The organism is Allobosea sp. GW823-FHT01F03 (genome assembly GCF_058798075.1).
On sequence record NZ_CM179505.1, the window covers coordinates 2,080,494 to 2,095,269 of the forward strand.

A 14,776-nucleotide genomic window follows, 5' to 3' on the forward strand; every position below is an offset into this window, starting at 1 on the left:
TTCCGTTCAGCATCCGGGGTATAGGCATCCCGGATGCTGAACCGTCTTCCTCGCCATACGCGCCAGGTCATCGCCTATGCCTTTTCGGGCGTGATGGCGGCGGTTGCGCATTACGGCTCGCTGATCGGTCTGGTCGAGCTCGGCGGAGCCGATCCCGTATTGGCGTCGCTTGCCGGTTTCGTACTCGGTGGCTTCGTCTCTTACGCGCTGAACCGCTGGCTGACCTTCGAGGCGACGCGGACCCATGGCGAGGCGAGCTGGCGCTTCGGCCTGATCGCCTTTGGCGGCTTCCTGCTAACCGGCGTGCTGATGCACCTCTTCGTCAAGGTCGCCGGTCTGCCCTATCTGCCGATGCAGGTGGTGACGACGCTGATCGTGATGATCTTCACCTTCGCAGGGCACAAATTCTTCTCCTTCGCCGATCGCGAAGGGGCGTGATCAGCTATTGGCGCCTTCATCCAGGACAAGGTCCGGGATCGAGAGCGGCCGGCGCGCGGAAAAGGCCATGCGGTGCGGGTTGTGGCCGAAATTGCTGCGGCGTGTGACGCCTTCGAAGCCGGCCGCTTTGACCAAGGCGGTGATGCCGATGGCGCTGTAGGTCGAGAGGCCATACTGGGCGCGCAGCTTGCGATAGTCCGAGAAGAGCGTGCGGACGAGGCCGCCGAGGGCTGCGATGAAGAAGCCGCCGCGCCAGGCGAAGCCGAGCAGCTCGGTCGCGTCGGTCAAAGGCGAAAGATCGGGTGGGATGACGTCGGCGAGGATGAGCTCGCCGCCGGGCTTCAGCTTTGCGAGCCAGGTGGCCAGCGCCCGCTTCAGCTCGATATCGCTCAGATACTGGATCAGCGAATTGGCGACGACGAGGTCGAGCGACCCGTCCGGCAGCGCTTCGACCTCTTCCGGCGACACGACGGAGAGGTTGGTGAGGGTGCCGAAACGGGCTTTCAGCTTATCGCGTACGGTCGGGGCCGCCTCGCACAGGATCAGCTTGCCTGAGGCGGCGGCGACGAGATCGGCCGAGAGCGCTTCGCCGCAGCCGACATCGAGCACGGCAGCGTCTTTCCCCGGCACGGCGGCGGCGATGTCCTGAGCGATGCGCCGGTAATGCAGGGCCTTGTGGCGCTCCGAGACGTAGATCGCGTGCTCGCCATTCCAGAAGTCGCGCCAGGACATCGGGCCTTTTCCGTTTCGCACCGGCGCGGAAAGGCGCCTTTCCGGTTAGCCCTAACCTGTTTCGCAAGCGCGCGGAACCGGGGCAATTTGGGTTTCGCCGGCGTGGAAAAGTAATGCGCCCGACCGAAACGGCCGCAGGCGCGGCCAAACGGTTTGCGCTCCGGCCGGCGAGACCCTAGCCTTTCCGGAGCCGTTCATGCGCCGGGGGGACCATGCTGCTGCTGCCTAAGCTTCTGAAGCGCTTCGTCCGCCAGGGCCGCCTCACTGTCATCACACCCGACAATAAGCGCCATGTCTTCGGTCCCGGTCCGGGGCCGATCAGCTTCGCCGGCCAGAACAAGATCGCCCCCGACGTCACCGTGCGTTTCTCGGACGACAAGATCGAGCGCGAGATCTTCCTCAATCCCGAGCTCGCATTGGCCGAGGGCTATATGGACGGGCGCGTCAATTTCGAGGACGGCTCCTCGATCCACGACCTGCTTTCGCTGTTCTGGCTGCAGCGCAAGGAACTGCGCAAGCACCCGCTGCAGCAGGTGATCCGCAAGGTCCGCTTCAAGATCCGGCGCTTCCGGATGCACAATCCGCTCGGCATCGCCGGCAAGAAGGTCAAGCACCACTACGATATCCCGACCGATTTCTATCGGCTCTGGCTCGACGAGACGATGACCTATTCCTGTGCCTACTGGCACAGCCCCGAGGTCGGGCTCGAGGCGGCGCAGAAGGCGAAGCTGCGCCATCTCGCGGCCAAGCTCCGGATCGAGCCGGGCATGCGGGTGCTCGATATCGGCTCGGGCTGGGGCGAGCTGGCGATCTATCTCGCCAAGGCCTGTGGGGCGCAGGTCACCGGCCTCAACGTCTCGCCGGACCAGATGGCGGCGGCGCAGAAGCGGGCGGAAGCGGCCGGCGTCGGCGATGCCGTCAGCTTCATCAACAAGGATTATCGCGAGCTCACCGGCAGTTTCGACCGGATCGTCTCGGTCGGCATGATGGAGCATGTCGGCGTCGCGCATTATCTCGAATATTTCGAGAAGATCCGTGATCTGCTGGCGCCGGACGGGATCGCGCTCGTGCACTGCATCGGCCGGGTCGGGCCGCCCGGCTTCACCGGCCCGTTCTTCGACAAGTACATCTTCCCCGGCGGCTATGCTCCGGCGCTGTCCGAGGTCTTCGCCGCGGTCGAGCAGACGGGCTTGTGGCATTCCGACTGCGAGTTCTGGCGCCGGCATTACCACTGGACGCTGGAGGCCTGGCGCGGGCGCTTCATGGCGCGGCGCGACGAGGTCGTCGTGATGCTGGGCGAGCGTTTCGCGCGGATGTGGGAATTCTACCTGTCCGCCTGCTCGATCTCCTTCGATATCGGCGGCGACATGGTCTTCCAGCTCCTGCTCGGCCAGCACAAGAGCGCCGTCCCGGTGATCCGCGACTACGTCACCGAGGCGGAGCAGGAACTGGAGCGGCGCGGCTTCTGAGGCCGTGCCCGGTGCAGGGTGCGTTGCCGACGCAAGTTGCCGCGCAGATGAACCTGCGTCACATGAGTATCGTGATCGCCGCCGGCCCGAATTCGGCCTGCCCCCGGCCCTGCGGCAGGCAGCTGCCGAACTTTCCTCCAGCATCTTTCGCCGCAGGTGGGAGGCGAGCGCGGAGGTACGCCAGAATATCAGCCTCTGTCCCTGATCAATGCCGTGAAAACCGGCTATTCTGGCCACGCCTGCCGCTCTTTCAGCTTACAGATCCTGTGCGGTGATGAAGATGAGACTGGTCGCCGGAAGCCTGCTCGGTGCCGCGAGTATCCTGCTCCTTTCGGATACCGGCTTCGCGCAGCAAAGACCGGCCGAATGGGTTCTCGGCGTCGACAAGGACACCCAGGAGGAGCTCGGCCTGAAGAAGCCTCCCAGGGTTGCGCATGTGCGCGCCAAGGCGGGTCGGAACAGCAGTTTCGTGCTGACAAAATGCAACAAGAACGCGATCGAGGGACGTTTCGACGACGATCCGACGCTCAATGTCGAGAAGCTGTCAGGCGGTTCGGACACCAAGAAGATATTCGTGTCCTATGACGGCCTCTCGGCCGTCTCGACCTTCGCGGACAATGGCTATGCGCCCTGGTATGTCGCGCTGCCGATGCCGCCTCGCAATGCCACGACGATCAATCTCTGTCCGACGGCAGAAGCGGCAGGCTCGCGCTGCCTGCGCTTTCCGATCGAGGGGTTCGCCAAGGCCCGGCAATTCGTCTGCGGCAAGTGACCGGGGGCTCTGCCTCGCCTCAGCGCCTGAGGTTGACGATCACGACGCCGGCCAGCGCCATCGCCCCGCCGAGGATGCCAAGCGCGGTCGGCACCTCGCCGAGCCAGAGGAAGCTGATCAGCATCGCGGTCGGCGGCACGCCATACTGGAAGTTAGAGGCGCGGGCGGCGGGCAGGCGCGAGAGCGTGATCGCCCAGGTGCCGTAGGCGATCAGGCTCGGCACGACCGCGAGATAGACCACGGACCAGAGCGCCTGGGCAGGCGCAGCCGGGATCTGCTCCAGCGCGCCGGGCAGGAAGGGCGAGAGCGCCAGCCCGCCGATCGCCATGTTCCAGGCGGCGACCGAGAGTGGCTTGTGGCGGGCGAAGAGCGGCTTCTGCACCACGGTCGAGATCGCATTGCAGAAGGCGGCGCCGAGGATCAGCAGGACGCTGACGCCGATGTTCAGGTCGAGCCCGTTGCTGAGCGCGATCACGCCGATGCCGGCGAAGGAGAGGGCGGTGCCGAGCCAGGCGACGAGGCTGAAGCGCTCGTTCAGGATCAACATGGCGAGTGCGGCTGTCATGATCGGGTTGGTGTTGATGATGAAGCTCGCGGCGCCCGCCGGCACGACGCGCTGGCCGAGATTGAGCAGGATCGCATAGAGCGCGATGAAGACGATACCGCCGGTGAGAAGGCGCCAGATGTCCGTGCCGGCGGGCAGGGTGGCGCGGGTCAGGACCAGGAAGAGCGCGGCCGGCACGCCGGCGAGGGCAAAGCGCAGCGCCGCCATTTCGAGCGGGCCGAAGCCGGAAAGCCCCGCCCGGATCGCCGGGAAGGAGGAAGCCCAGGCGACCACGGTGAAGGGGATGGTGAAGAGCAGCAGGGGATCGATCGCCGTGCCGTGCCGGGCCGGGGTCGTGGAGCAACTGACGTCTGCCATGAGAGGTCTCCAAGCGATCTGGTTCCGCCCTCATCGACCGCCTTCGAGACCGCCGATGCTTAGGCCTCGATAGACGCCTCCTCGAGCTGATTGACAAACGAGTAATTCGATGACGAGCTGTGAACATGGATCACAGCTTGAACCTGCCGCCGCTGGATACGCTGCGCGCCTTCGAGGCGGCGGCGCGCTCCGGCAGCTTTTCCGGCGCGGCGGAGGCGCTGAACCTGACTCATGGCGCGGTTAGCCGGCAGGTGGCGAAGCTCGAGCACTGGCTCGGCCTGCGCGTCTTCCTGCGCCAGGCACGCGGCGTCGTACTGACGCCTGAAGGGCAGAGGTTGTTGCAGCGGACGCAGGAGGCGTTTTCGCTGTTCGCCGACACGTCGGACCGCTGGACCGAGCAGCGCGGCGCGGCGGTGGTCAGGTTGAGTGCGCCGCCCTCGGTCTGCGCGCTCTGGCTGATGCCGCGGCTGAGCGGGCTGGAGGCCGGCGATCCCGCCCTTCGGATCGTGCTGCAGGCCGAGCACCGCAAGGTCGATTTCGAGGAGGAGGGGATCGATCTCGGCGTGCGCTGCGGGCGCGGCGGGGCGCCGGGCCGCGTCTCGGTTCAGCTTTTCGAGGAATGGTGCTTTCCGGTAGCCTCGCCGGCATTGGCCGCCGCGTTCGGCGAGGGCCCAGCGGAGCGCCTGCTGGCGCAGCCCCTGATCCATGATTCGGACGCAGCCGGCTGGAAGGCCTGGTTCGCCGCGCAGGGCCTCGATTATCGCCCGCGGCCGCAGGATCGCCGCTTCGAGGACTACAACTTGGTGCTCGATGCCGCCGCCCATGGCCTCGGCATCGCGCTGGCCCGCCCGCCGCTCGCCCAGGCGCAGCTCGATGTCCGCCGGATCGTCGCCGTCGACCGGCGTACCGCGTTGAATCCGGTTGCCTATTGGCTCGACCGCCCGCTCGGCCAGCCGCGGCCGGCGACTATGGCGCTGGCTACGCGCATCGCAGAGCAGGCGGGATTGCCGGCTGCGCGTCTCGCGACCTTCCTGAGGCCGGAGGCGAGGACTGTCGCGTAACGCTCCTCGCGTGACGTTGCCGTCGCAACCCGGGCCTTTGGAGGTTGGTTGCTCGTTCTCCGCGACCGCGAACACGTCGCCGGCTGACGAGGGAGGCCGTGCCGGAGCCGATAGCGTCGGACCGAAAAGTGGAATGCGCTTTTTCGGAAATTTAGGCGTTATAACAATGAGATAGGTCTCCGCGACCGTGTCCGGGCGGATGTGTGGCGATCCAGCTGACACCGGCCGACAATGGGCGCGGCTAAAAGCGCGGAGCTTGGCACCAAAGCGAAAGGACTAACCATGGCGAAGAATACGATCTGCGTCTGGTACGACAAGGACGCCGAGGCCGCTGCCCGCTTCTATGCCGAGACCTTTCCGGGCAGCGCTGTCTCTGCCGTCCACCGCGCGCCGAGCGACTATCCCTCGGGCAAGAAGGGGGACGTTCTCACCGTCGCGTTCACCGTCGCCGGCATCCCCTGTCTCGGCCTCAATGGCGGCCCGGCCTTCAAGCACAGCGAAGCCTTTTCGTTCCAGATCGCCACCGATGATCAGGCCGAAACCGACCGCTACTGGAACGCCATCGTCGGCAATGGCGGCCAGGAGAGCGCCTGCGGCTGGTGCAAGGACAAATGGGGCGTGTCCTGGCAGATCACGCCGCGCGTGCTGACCGAAGCCCTGGCGGTCGGCGGCGAGGAGGCGAGGCGCGCCTTCGAGGCGATGATGGGCATGCGCAAGATCGACGTCGCGGCGATCGAGGCGGCCCGGCGCGGCTGATCCTCCAGCCGCTCCGGCGATGGGCGGCGGCCCGTCCCTGTCGGTCCCGGCGGTGCAGCGATGCTAGGCTGGCTGCAGCGCTTCGTCTTTCGCGACCTCGAGCGCCTGCCGGGGGGCGTCGTCGAGATGCAGCCGCATCTCCTCGGCGAGCGCGAAAAAGCGGTCGCGGACGGCGCGCGCATGCGGGTTGCCGCGTTCGATCGCGAGGAAGACGTTCGGCGCATCGTAGCGGACCATCTCGGTCGCCTGCATCAGCAGGTCGAAGCTCGCCGTCGTCATCCGGCGCGGCAAGGGTTCCATCTGCACCAGGATCTTGGCGATCAGATGCGTCAGCCCCTGGGCGAGCGCGACCTCGCGATCATGGGCGTTGGGCGTGGTCATGATCACGTCGAGGCCGAGCACCCGGCGCAGGAATGCGGCGATCCGGCCGGCGCTGCGGCCGCGGATCGGGCAGATCGCGATCTTCAGGCCGCGGATGCCCTTGCGCGCGCTCTGCGGCCCGAACAGGGGATGGGTTCCGACGATCTCGACATGATCGGGCAGGCCGGCCTGCATTGCGAGGGCGGGAGCGATCTTGACCGAGCCGACATCGAGCACGATCGCGCCGGCCCGCAGATGCGGCGCGAGCCCGGTCAGCGCCGAGGGAACCGCGCCGACCGGGACGGCGAGGATGACGAGGTCGCAGGCGCCGATCTCGGCGATGTCGCCCGGAACCAGGCCCTTGCCCGTGTCGTCGAATTGGGCGGGCTGATCGGGATCGAGGACGCGCAGCCGGAAATGCGGCTGGAGATGGTGCGCCATCAGCCGGCCGAAGGCGCCGAAGCCGATGATGCCGATCGAGGTGACGGTCTTGCGGGGGGTATGCATCGCGTTTTCCTGAGGGAGGCCGCGATGCCGGGTGACTGCCTGAATTCAACCGCCAGCGCGGCGGTTGAGACATGGGAATGCCACCGCCTTATGAGGACGGGGCGTAATAGTTCCGGGCGAGGAGGCAGGAGATGGCCATGGCGGGCTTAGAGCGCGCCGGCGCAGGCCTGTCAACTCAGAGCTGCGGCGAATAGTCGGTCGGCGTCAGCATGCGGTCCTCGATCGCACCGACGAGGTCGCCATGCTCGATCGCGCTGACGCGCTTGATCTCGAGCCATTCCGGATCGGCCTTGAAGCTCGCCCAGCGCTCCGCCTTGGTCTGCGCATCGGGCCAGGCGAGGATATAGGCGAACTCGGTGCGGGTCGCGCTCCTGGTTTCCCAGAGCGAGAGGATGCGGAAGCCGTGGCGGGCCATGATGCGCATCGCGTGATCTCGAAAGCGGGCGTGGAAAGCGGCCTTGTTGCTCTCGAAGATCTCGTAGATGCGCAGCTGGTGGATCATGGCTGCCGCTCTCCTCAGATCGCCTTCTTCGCCTTCTCGGTTGCCATCATGTCGACGAAACGCGCGAAGAGGTAGTGACTGTCCTGGGGACCGGACGAAGCCTCCGGGTGGTACTGGACGCTGAAGGCCGGACGGTCGGTCAGCGCGATGCCGCAATTGGAGCCGTCGAAGAGCGAGACATGGGTTTCGGTCGCGTTCTTCGGGAGGGAGGCCGGATCGACTGCGAAGCCATGGTTCATCGAGACGATCTCGACCTTGCCGGTGGTCTTGTCCTGCACCGGATGGTTGGCGCCGTGATGGCCCTGCTTCATCTTCAGGGTCTGGCCGCCGATGGCGAGCGCCAGCATCTGATGGCCGAGGCAGATGCCGAAGGTCGGGATCTTCTGCTCCAGCAGGTCGCGGATCACCGGAGCAGCATATGCGCCGGTCGCGGCCGGGTCGCCCGGGCCGTTCGAGAGGAAGACGCCGTCGGGGGCGAGATCGAGGATCTGCTGGGCTGTCGCCGTCGAGGGCACGACCTCGACCTCGCAGCCGGCCTTGGCGAGCAGGCGCAGGATGTTGCGCTTGATGCCGTAGTCGATGGCGACGACGCGATGGGCCGCGCTTTCGCGCTTGCCATAGCCGCGCGGCCACTGCCAGGGCGTCTCGTCCCAGTCATAGCGCTGGGTCGCGGCGACGAGCGGGACGAGGTCGAGACCGGCCATGTCGGGCAAGGCGGCGGCTTCGCGCTTCAGGGCGTCGATATCGAACGCGCCGTTGGGATCATGAGCGATGATCGCATTGGGCATGCCCTTGTCGCGGATCAGCGCGGTCAGGGCGCGGGTGTCGACGCCGCAGATGCCGACGATGTTGCGGGCCTTGAGCCAGGCGTCGAGATGCTTGCCGGCGCGCCAGTTCGAGGGCTCGGTGATCGCGGCATGGAGGACGACGCCGCGCACGCCCGAGGAGGAGGCGGCGTTCACCGTCTCGGTGTCGTCGTCGTTGACGCCGACATTGCCGATATGGGGGAAGGTGAAGGTGATGATCTGCCCGGCATAGGACGGGTCGGTCAGGATTTCCTGATAGCCCGTCATCGCGGTGTTGAAGCAGACCTCGCCCGGCGCCCGGCCGATGGCGCCGAGGCCGAAGCCTTCGAGCACGGTCCCGTCCGCCAGTACCAGAACCGCAGTCGCGCGCGGCTCGCTCCAGCCCGCCGCGGCGGGGTTCCCTTCGTCAACGGTCATGTCTATGTCTCGTCCAGGCCGCTCGGAAGCGCGGCATCGTGAAGGCAGGGCGCCGTTTGGTGCCGCCGGTCTGGAGCGTGAGCCTTAAAGAGCCGCTCGCGCCCCGTCAATGAACGAAGACGAGGATAGCTGAGTCATGTCCACCCTGCGCGAGCAATTCTCCGCCGACCTGAAGACCGCGATGAAGGCTGGCGAGAAGGGCAAGGTCGCCGCGATCCGCCTGATCCAGTCGGCGCTGAAGGACAAGGACATCGAGGCGCGCGGCGCCGGCAAGGGCGAGATCTCGCCGGACGAGATCCTGGCCATGCTGCAGAAGATGATCAAGCAGCGCCAGGAATCGATCGCGATCTACGACGCCAATAGCCGTCCCGAGCTGGCCGATGGCGAGCGCGCCGAGGTCGCGGTGATCAGCGCCTATCTGCCGCAGCAGATGGGCGAGGCCGAGGTCAAGGCTGCCATCGAGAAGGCGATCGCCGAGACCGGCGCCGCCGGCGTCAAGGACATGGGCAAGGTGATCGGCGCGCTGCGTGCCGCCTATGCCGGCCAGATGGATTTCGGCAAGGTCTCGCCGCTGGTGAAGGGCATGCTCGGCGGCTGAGCGGTACCCGCAGGCTCTGTGCCTGCCGGGGGGCAGCGCCGGCCATCGTGCAGCTCCCTATCCGGGGAGCTGCTGTCTTCTTCGGGCAGTGGCTGTGGATATAGGCGATAAGCCCCTCGCGTTTCGCTCCGGGGCTGGCTTTCATCGTCCGTATCGCCACATAGGAAGCCATGAAGTTCCCGCCCTCCGTCCTTGAGGAGATCAAGGCGCGGCTGCCGGTCTCGGCGGTCGTGGGCAAGCGCGTGCGCCTTGCCAAGGCGGGGCGGGAATGGAAGGGGCTTTCGCCCTTCAATGCCGAGAAGACGCCGTCCTTCTTCGTCAACGACCAGAAGGGCTCGTTCTTCGATTTCTCCTCCGGCAAGAACGGCGACATCTTCAAATTCGTGATGGAGACGGAAGGCCTGACCTTCCCCGAGGCCGTCGAGAAGCTCGCCTCCGAGGCCGGGGTGGCGCTGCCGAAGGCCTCGTTCGAATCGCAGGCGCAGGAGGAGCGCCGCAAGGGCCTGCACGAGGTGGTGGAGATCGCGGCCCGGTTCTTCGAGGCCGAATTGCAGACCGAGCGTGGCGGTCTGGCGCGGCGCTATCTCGCCGGCCGTGGGCTGGAGGGCAAGGCCCGCGAGCATTTCCGTATCGGCTATGCCCCGCATGACCGCTTCGCGCTGCGCGATCATCTCGCGGGCAAGGGCGTCGGCGCGGAGCTGATGATCGAGGCGGGACTGCTCGTCCATGGCGAGGAGATCGCCGTGCCCTATGACCGGTTCCGCGACCGGATCATGTTCCCGATCCATGATGCACGCGGGCGGGTCATCGCCTTCGGCGGCCGGGCGATGAGCGCCGAGGTCTCGGCCAAGTATCTGAATTCGCCGGAAACGCCGCTCTTCCATAAGGGCGCGCTGCTGTTCAACCACCACAATGCCCGGAAAGCCGCGCACGACACCGGCCAGGTCATCGTCGTCGAAGGCTATGTCGACGTCATCGCCATGACGCTTTCGGGCTTCCCGCAGGTCGTGGCGCCGCTCGGAACGGCCCTGACCGAGGACCAGCTCGGACTGCTCTGGCGCATGGCCGACGAGCCGGTGATCTGCCTCGACGGTGACAAGGCCGGGCGCAAGGCGGCGAGCCGGGCGATCGACCTCGCGCTGCCGATGCTGGAGCCGGGCAAGTCGCTGGCCTTCGCCCTCCTGCCGGAAGGGCAGGACCCCGACGATCTCGCCCGCTCCGGCGGCAAGCAGGCGATCGCGGAGGTGCTGGGCGCTGCCAAGCCCTTCGTCGATATGCTGTGGGCCCGCGAGTTCGAGGCGAGCCAGCTCGACACGCCTGAGCGCCGCGCCGCTTTCGAGCGCCGGCTGAAGGAGCCGCTCGGCCAGATCCGCGACGAGGCGACGCGGCGCCATTACCGGCTCGAAATCGACGAGCGGCTCGGCCAGCTCTTCGCGGCCGCGGCTCCTGCGCCGCGCAATGAGCGACGCCCGGGATTTTCAGGCGGCGGAAGAGGCGCGGGCCGCAGTGGCTTCGGGGCTGCCGCCGCACGGTTGAACCTGCCGCTGCGTGCCAGCCCGCAGCTCGCCCGTTCGGCCCTGCTGCAGCGGGCGCATCGCGAGAATCCGCGCGAGGCTTTCGTCCTGCTCGCTTTGGCGAGCCATCCCGACCTCGTCCTGCGCTGTGTCGACGACATTGCCGAGCTCGCCCTGGAAGGGCCGGCGGCGGAGCGCTTCCGTCAGGCCCTGCTCGATGCGACGGGCGAGGGGGACTTCGATCGCGAGGCCTTCCAGCGCCGTCTCCAGCAGACCCGTGTGGCCGAGGCGCAAGCCGCGCTCCTGGCCGTCACTGGCCCGGCCGAGCGGTTGAAGCTTCTCCAAACCGCTGATCCTGAATCGGTTTTTGATTCGATTCATCAAGCTCTCGTCTTGCATCGCCGGGCGCGCACGCTACATAGCGAGCTTAAGGCAGCCGAACGCGCATTGGCTGACGAAGCGACAGAAGCCAATTTCGCCTGGATGAAGGACGTTAAGGCCCGGCTCGACGATGTCGAGGGCACGCAGGCCAACGCCGATGATTGACCGGGCGCGGCGCGTTGCATTTCGTCGGTAAATCCGGTGATGGCGGCAGATGGTGCACGATTCATCAACGATGAGTGGCGCTATCTGTGTGAGGGATGATTTGGGTGGGTGCGCGGCCGTTCCTTCGGCCGCGGCGCCCTTTCACGCGTCGAGGCATCGCTCAGGCGATGTCGCGGCGTTTCAGAAGGCGGAGCGCTGATTTATGGCCACCAAAGCGAGCGAGCGGGAAAAGTCCGAGCCGGTGTCGCCGGAAGCGCCTCCGAGCGCGGACGGACCCCTTCTCGACCTTACGGATCAGGCCGTAAGGCGGATGATCAAGCTCGCCAAGAAGCGTGGTTACGTGACTTATGACGAGCTGAACGAGGTCCTGCCTTCGGAGGAGTTCACCTCCGAGCAGATCGAGGACGTGCTCGGCCAGCTCAGCGAGCAGGGCATCAACGTCGTCGACAACGAGGACCCGGAAGCTTCCGGCGAGGAGCGCGCCGCGGCGCGCGCCGGCAAGGAAGGCGACGACGAGGAAAGCGAAGGCGGCGATCTCGTCGACGCGTCGCGCTCGGCGTTGCCTGTCGAGGTCAAACGCAATCTCGAGCCGACCGAGCGCACTGACGATCCCGTCCGCATGTATCTGCGCGAGATGGGCTCGGTCGAGCTGCTCTCGCGCGAGGGCGAAATCGCGATCGCCAAGCGCATTGAGGCCGGCCGCGAGGCGATGATCGCGGGGCTCTGCGAGAGCCCGCTCACCTTCCAGGCGATCATCATCTGGCGCGACGAGCTGATGGAGGGCAAGGTCCTCCTGCGCGACATCATCGATCTCGAAGCGACCTATGCCGGCCCCGACGGCAAGAATCCGTCCCAGATTCCGGGCGAAGGCGAAGAGGGCGAGGGCGGCGAAGAGGCGCCTGCCTTCGGCGCCGAGGGCGAGCAGCCGCCGGAAAGCGACGACGACGACATCGAGAACAATGTCTCGCTCTCGGCCATGGAGGCCGAGCTGAAGCCGCGCGTGCTCGAGACCTTCGACTCGATCGCCTCGAACTACACCAAGCTGCGCCGCCTGCAGGACCAGGACATCGCCAACCGGCTGGAGAACGCCAAGCTCACGCCGTCGCAGGACCGCAAGTACAAGAAGCTCAAGGACGACATCATCACCGCGGTGAAGTCGCTCTCGCTCAACAACAACCGCATCGAGGCGCTGGTCGAGCAGCTCTACGACATCAACAAGCGCCTGATCTCGCATGAGACCCGCTTGCTGCGCCTGGCCGAGAGCTATGGCGTCGCGCGCGAGGACTTCCTGCGCCAGCACATCGGCGGCGAGCTCGACCCGAAATGGGTGCTGCGCGTCTCCAAGCTCGGCTCGCGCGGCTGGAAGGAGTTCGTCGGGGTCGAGAAGGACCGGATCAAGGATCTGCGCGAGGACATCCACACGCTGGCCTCCGAGACCGGCCTGGAGATCCAGGAATTCCGCAAGATCGTGCTGATGGTCCAGAAGGGCGAGCGCGAGGCCAGGCAGGCGAAGAAGGAGATGATCGAGGCCAATCTTCGCCTCGTGATCTCGATCGCCAAGAAGTACACCAACCGCGGCCTGCAGTTCCTCGACCTGATCCAGGAGGGCAATATCGGCCTGATGAAGGCGGTCGACAAGTTCGAGTACCGCCGCGGCTACAAGTTCTCGACCTACGCCACCTGGTGGATCCGGCAGGCGATCACCCGCTCGATCGCCGACCAGGCCCGCACGATCCGCATCCCGGTGCACATGATCGAGACGATCAACAAGATCGTCCGGACCTCGCGCCAGATGCTGCATGAGATCGGCCGCGAGCCGACCCCGGAGGAGCTGGCCGAGAAGCTGGCCATGCCGCTGGAGAAGGTGCGCAAGGTCCTGAAGATCGCCAAGGAGCCGATCTCGCTGGAGACGCCGATCGGCGACGAGGAGGATTCGCATCTCGGCGACTTCATCGAGGACAAGAACGCGATCCTGCCGATCGACGCGGCGATCCAGAGCAATCTGCGCGAGACGACGACGCGCGTGCTCGCCTCGCTCACCCCGCGCGAGGAGCGCGTGCTGCGCATGCGCTTCGGCATCGGCATGAACACCGACCACACCCTCGAAGAGGTCGGACAGCAGTTCAGCGTGACCCGCGAGCGCATCCGCCAGATCGAGGCGAAGGCGCTGCGCAAGCTCAAGCATCCGAGCCGCAGCCGGAAGCTCCGGAGCTTCCTGGACAACTGAAACGGTCTTGGACGGGGCGCTTCGGCGCCCCGTTTCATTTTTGCGAGGGAGCGATGCCGGCGCGCCGCTTGTCTCGGTTTCGTTGCCCGAATATGCGGCGGCATCATTCGCAGCCCTGTATAGGCACCCTCCCTCTGCAGGGCCTTCCAAGCGAATTCGGCTGCATCCGCCATTCTTTCGCTAAGATCGCCCAGAGGAATGCTGCATCGACAGGGGAGCGCGCATGACCGGCATTCCAGATTCTGCCCAGATCGAAGTCGCCAGGGCTGCGGCGCAGGCTGAGCTGGAGAGCGAGGCGAAGAAGCAATCGGCCGCTTCGGCGGGCGATGCGGCTGGCAGCGCCGCCGATATCGGCGGCAATGTCATGATGGAAGGGGTCGGCGAGGTGGCGTTTGCCACGGTTGGTGCCGTCGTCGAAGGGATCGGCAGCGTCGTCGGGGCCGCGGCCGAAGGCGCGGCCGCGGTGGTTGGCGGCCTTTTCGAGGGATTGGCCAGTTAGGAGGCCAGCTACGCGGCTTCGCTCGTGCGGACCGAATGATCCGGCCCTATTGCATTGAAAAGGAGGCGCATCTGTCCGCCCTGCTTCGTCTTGCAGTCGCCGCCGTCCTGGCGGTGCCGATGGCCCTCCAGTGTTTCCAGGCGTTGGCAACGCCGATCGCTCCCGAAACCTTCATCGCAGCCGCGACGCAGATCGATGCCGCGAAGCTCTCGGCCCTCGCCCTTGCGATGGAGGCCGATCCCCGGGGCGTGGTGAACCGACTGCAGGGTGATGTCGGAGGCCGTGGAGCGCTACAGCGCTATGCTGCGGCGATGCTGCAGCAGGGGCAGGCCCAGCGCCTCGGCCGGCAATGGGCGGTGCTGGTCGCCGACAAGGCCGTGCTGGCAGCGCCGGAAACCAAGGATGGAAGCGTCTGGTTTCCTCGGGCGAAGGATGCCGGTTTCTTCACCGGTGGCATCGCTGCTGCCTTGTCACGAGATTCGGGCGCCGTTTCGGCCTTCGCGCGCGGCGCCGGCCTGCCGGAGCCTGCGAAAGTCCAGAGCATCCCCGAATGGCTGTCGCAGCCGGCAGCGCTTCTGCCCCGGCCGGCTCGCTCCGCCTTCGACCGGGCGCAGCGCGCCGGAGCCGTCTAGAACCTTGTCTTGTCGCAT

General features: G+C 66.5%; 15 protein-coding genes. 10 read left to right on the plus strand and 5 right to left on the minus strand.

Going from position 1 to position 14,776, the window contains the following annotated elements:
• The first annotated feature begins 33 nt into the window (after nt 1–33).
• Nucleotides 34–438 carry a GtrA family protein gene (locus tag AC3RCC_RS09760; RefSeq protein ID WP_291636256.1) on the plus strand — a complete coding sequence of 135 codons (405 nt, stop codon included), beginning with the start codon at nt 34–36 and terminating at the stop codon, nt 436–438.
• Here the strand turns inward: AC3RCC_RS09760 and AC3RCC_RS09765 are convergent, their stop codons facing one another.
• Nucleotides 439–1,170 (minus strand): class I SAM-dependent methyltransferase, encoded by a 732-nt coding sequence (locus AC3RCC_RS09765; RefSeq protein WP_492258301.1) that lies wholly within the window; start codon nt 1,168–1,170, stop codon nt 439–441. It abuts the gene before it with no gap.
• 212 nt (nt 1,171–1,382) lie between these two features.
• Here AC3RCC_RS09765 and AC3RCC_RS09770 point away from each other — a divergent pair, with 212 nt between their 5' ends.
• Complete coding sequence (locus tag AC3RCC_RS09770; RefSeq protein ID WP_492258302.1) at nt 1,383–2,639, plus strand: class I SAM-dependent methyltransferase; 1,257 nt, start codon at nt 1,383–1,385, stop codon at nt 2,637–2,639.
• 274 nt (nt 2,640–2,913) lie between these two features.
• Nucleotides 2,914–3,411: a hypothetical protein gene (locus AC3RCC_RS09775; RefSeq protein ID WP_291636262.1), complete on the plus strand. Its 498-nt coding sequence runs from the start codon at nt 2,914–2,916 to the stop codon at nt 3,409–3,411.
• Nucleotides 3,412–3,430: 19 nt separating this feature from the next.
• Here AC3RCC_RS09775 and AC3RCC_RS09780 read toward each other — a convergent pair whose 3' ends face one another.
• The gene (locus AC3RCC_RS09780; protein ID WP_492258303.1) at nt 3,431–4,333 is read right to left on the minus strand and encodes a DMT family transporter; all 903 of its coding nucleotides are present in this window, start codon (nt 4,331–4,333) and stop codon (nt 3,431–3,433) included.
• Nucleotides 4,334–4,458: 125 nt separating this feature from the next.
• Between AC3RCC_RS09780 and AC3RCC_RS09785 the strand changes: the two genes are divergently transcribed.
• Both AC3RCC_RS09785 and AC3RCC_RS09790 read left to right on the plus strand, forming a co-directional pair.
• Nucleotides 4,459–5,394: a LysR family transcriptional regulator gene (locus AC3RCC_RS09785; RefSeq protein WP_492258304.1), complete on the plus strand. Its 936-nt coding sequence runs from the start codon at nt 4,459–4,461 to the stop codon at nt 5,392–5,394.
• Between the two features lie 282 nt (nt 5,395–5,676).
• Nucleotides 5,677–6,150: a VOC family protein gene (locus tag AC3RCC_RS09790; protein ID WP_492258305.1), complete on the plus strand. Its 474-nt coding sequence runs from the start codon at nt 5,677–5,679 to the stop codon at nt 6,148–6,150.
• Between the two features lie 63 nt (nt 6,151–6,213).
• On the opposite strand, the gene AC3RCC_RS09795 is transcribed toward AC3RCC_RS09790, so the two are convergent.
• The 3 genes from AC3RCC_RS09795 to carA form a co-directional block, all read right to left on the minus strand.
• The gene (locus AC3RCC_RS09795; protein WP_492258306.1) at nt 6,214–7,017 is read right to left on the minus strand and encodes a prephenate dehydrogenase/arogenate dehydrogenase family protein; all 804 of its coding nucleotides are present in this window, start codon (nt 7,015–7,017) and stop codon (nt 6,214–6,216) included.
• A gap of 175 nt (nt 7,018–7,192) precedes the next feature.
• Nucleotides 7,193–7,519: an NIPSNAP family protein gene (locus AC3RCC_RS09800; protein WP_291636272.1), complete on the minus strand. Its 327-nt coding sequence runs from the start codon at nt 7,517–7,519 to the stop codon at nt 7,193–7,195.
• 14 nt (nt 7,520–7,533) lie between these two features.
• On the minus strand, nt 7,534–8,742 hold the full coding sequence (carA, locus tag AC3RCC_RS09805) for a glutamine-hydrolyzing carbamoyl-phosphate synthase small subunit (protein WP_492258307.1): 1,209 nt from the start codon (nt 8,740–8,742) through the stop codon (nt 7,534–7,536).
• Between the two features lie 136 nt (nt 8,743–8,878).
• Here carA and AC3RCC_RS09810 point away from each other — a divergent pair, with 136 nt between their 5' ends.
• The 5 genes from AC3RCC_RS09810 (at nt 8,879) to AC3RCC_RS09830 (ending at nt 14,758) form a co-directional block, all read left to right on the plus strand.
• Nucleotides 8,879–9,340, plus strand: a complete 462-nt coding sequence (locus AC3RCC_RS09810; RefSeq protein WP_291650109.1) for a GatB/YqeY domain-containing protein — start codon at nt 8,879–8,881, stop codon at nt 9,338–9,340.
• A gap of 170 nt (nt 9,341–9,510) precedes the next feature.
• A complete protein-coding gene (gene dnaG / locus AC3RCC_RS09815; RefSeq protein WP_492258308.1) occupies nt 9,511–11,400 on the plus strand; it encodes a DNA primase in 1,890 nt (629 codons plus the stop codon).
• A gap of 202 nt (nt 11,401–11,602) precedes the next feature.
• Nucleotides 11,603–13,627: an RNA polymerase sigma factor RpoD gene (gene rpoD, locus AC3RCC_RS09820; protein ID WP_291636280.1), complete on the plus strand. Its 2,025-nt coding sequence runs from the start codon at nt 11,603–11,605 to the stop codon at nt 13,625–13,627.
• Between the two features lie 223 nt (nt 13,628–13,850).
• Nucleotides 13,851–14,126, plus strand: a complete 276-nt coding sequence (locus AC3RCC_RS09825; protein WP_492258309.1) for a hypothetical protein — start codon at nt 13,851–13,853, stop codon at nt 14,124–14,126.
• Between the two features lie 119 nt (nt 14,127–14,245).
• The gene (locus AC3RCC_RS09830; RefSeq protein WP_492258310.1) at nt 14,246–14,758 is read left to right on the plus strand and encodes a hypothetical protein; all 513 of its coding nucleotides are present in this window, start codon (nt 14,246–14,248) and stop codon (nt 14,756–14,758) included.
• Nucleotides 14,759–14,776: the final 18 nt, after the last annotated feature.

Coding starts and splice junctions, on each gene's coding strand:
- AC3RCC_RS09780 (WP_492258303.1), bottom strand. CDS start 4,333: ATGGCAGACGTCAGTTGCTCCACGACCCCGGCCCGGCACGGCACGGCG.
- dnaG (WP_492258308.1), top strand. CDS start 9,511: ATGAAGTTCCCGCCCTCCGTCCTTGAGGAGATCAAGGCGCGGCTGCCG.
- AC3RCC_RS09830 (WP_492258310.1), top strand. CDS start 14,246: ATGGCCCTCCAGTGTTTCCAGGCGTTGGCAACGCCGATCGCTCCCGAA.
- AC3RCC_RS09765 (WP_492258301.1), bottom strand. CDS start 1,170: ATGTCCTGGCGCGACTTCTGGAATGGCGAGCACGCGATCTACGTCTCG.
- AC3RCC_RS09795 (WP_492258306.1), bottom strand. CDS start 7,017: ATGCATACCCCCCGCAAGACCGTCACCTCGATCGGCATCATCGGCTTC.
- rpoD (WP_291636280.1), top strand. CDS start 11,603: ATGGCCACCAAAGCGAGCGAGCGGGAAAAGTCCGAGCCGGTGTCGCCG.
- AC3RCC_RS09785 (WP_492258304.1), top strand. CDS start 4,459: ATGGATCACAGCTTGAACCTGCCGCCGCTGGATACGCTGCGCGCCTTC.
- carA (WP_492258307.1), bottom strand. CDS start 8,742: ATGACCGTTGACGAAGGGAACCCCGCCGCGGCGGGCTGGAGCGAGCCG.
- AC3RCC_RS09760 (WP_291636256.1), top strand. CDS start 34: ATGCTGAACCGTCTTCCTCGCCATACGCGCCAGGTCATCGCCTATGCC.
- AC3RCC_RS09825 (WP_492258309.1), top strand. CDS start 13,851: ATGACCGGCATTCCAGATTCTGCCCAGATCGAAGTCGCCAGGGCTGCG.
- AC3RCC_RS09800 (WP_291636272.1), bottom strand. CDS start 7,519: ATGATCCACCAGCTGCGCATCTACGAGATCTTCGAGAGCAACAAGGCC.
- AC3RCC_RS09810 (WP_291650109.1), top strand. CDS start 8,879: ATGTCCACCCTGCGCGAGCAATTCTCCGCCGACCTGAAGACCGCGATG.
- AC3RCC_RS09790 (WP_492258305.1), top strand. CDS start 5,677: ATGGCGAAGAATACGATCTGCGTCTGGTACGACAAGGACGCCGAGGCC.
- AC3RCC_RS09770 (WP_492258302.1), top strand. CDS start 1,383: ATGCTGCTGCTGCCTAAGCTTCTGAAGCGCTTCGTCCGCCAGGGCCGC.
- AC3RCC_RS09775 (WP_291636262.1), top strand. CDS start 2,914: ATGAAGATGAGACTGGTCGCCGGAAGCCTGCTCGGTGCCGCGAGTATC.